The 452-nt window shown below is 38.7% G+C and carries 2 protein-coding genes; one reads left to right on the forward strand and one right to left on the reverse strand.

All coding sequences use genetic code 11. From position 1 onward, the window contains the following. On the forward strand, nucleotides 1-180 hold a 180-nt coding region (locus tag DWZ82_RS15485), incomplete at its 5' end, for a hypothetical protein (RefSeq protein WP_207663675.1). Nucleotides 181-190: 10 nt separating this feature from the next. Here the strand turns inward: DWZ82_RS15485 and DWZ82_RS14895 are convergent. Continuing rightward, nucleotides 191-412, reverse strand: coding sequence for a DUF4318 domain-containing protein (locus DWZ82_RS14895; RefSeq protein ID WP_004612768.1), 222 nt, complete (start codon nucleotides 410-412; stop codon nucleotides 191-193). Between the last annotated feature and the right edge of the window lie 40 nt (nucleotides 413-452).

A 452-nucleotide genomic window follows, 5' to 3' on the forward strand; every position in this document is an offset into this window, starting at 1 on the left:
GGGCATTTCGTGTCCCTCCTTTCGGTAATTGGTGGATGGGGTGGTGTTTTACCACCTCATTTTGGGCAGAAAAAAAGCAGGAGACCTTTTTCAGATTTCCTGCTCGGTGTGCCGCTGTGTGGGCGGCGGGTATTTAGTTGTAGAAGTTCGGGGCAAGTTGACCCGATGTGTGTAGAATAACAAATTGGATTTATTTTTCTTTACATTTTATGCCGTAATTTCCCCTACTACCATTTTCGTAGCCCCTATATATTTCATATCTTTTTCCATTTATCTCCACTTCGTCATCGTTAATAAATGTATAAGACTCACCATTTTCTTCACAATACTTTGAAATTGCTTCCATAGTTTTTGCAAGAGTTGGGTAATTGGCACTATCCTCATAAGGAACCCAAAAAGCTTTTTTAAACATATAAAATACCTCCTTCTAATTTGTTAAGTAATCCACGAAT

Origin of the sequence: Butyricicoccus sp. AF35-5AC (assembly GCF_003477715.1) — a bacterium.
Lineage (GTDB): Bacteria > Bacillota > Clostridia > Oscillospirales > Butyricicoccaceae > Agathobaculum > Agathobaculum butyriciproducens.

Excerpts from the sequence above, each read along its gene's own strand:
- DWZ82_RS14895 (WP_004612768.1), bottom strand. The coding sequence starts at position 412 with ATGTTTAAAAAAGCTTTTTGGGTTCCTTATGAGGATAGTGCCAATTAC.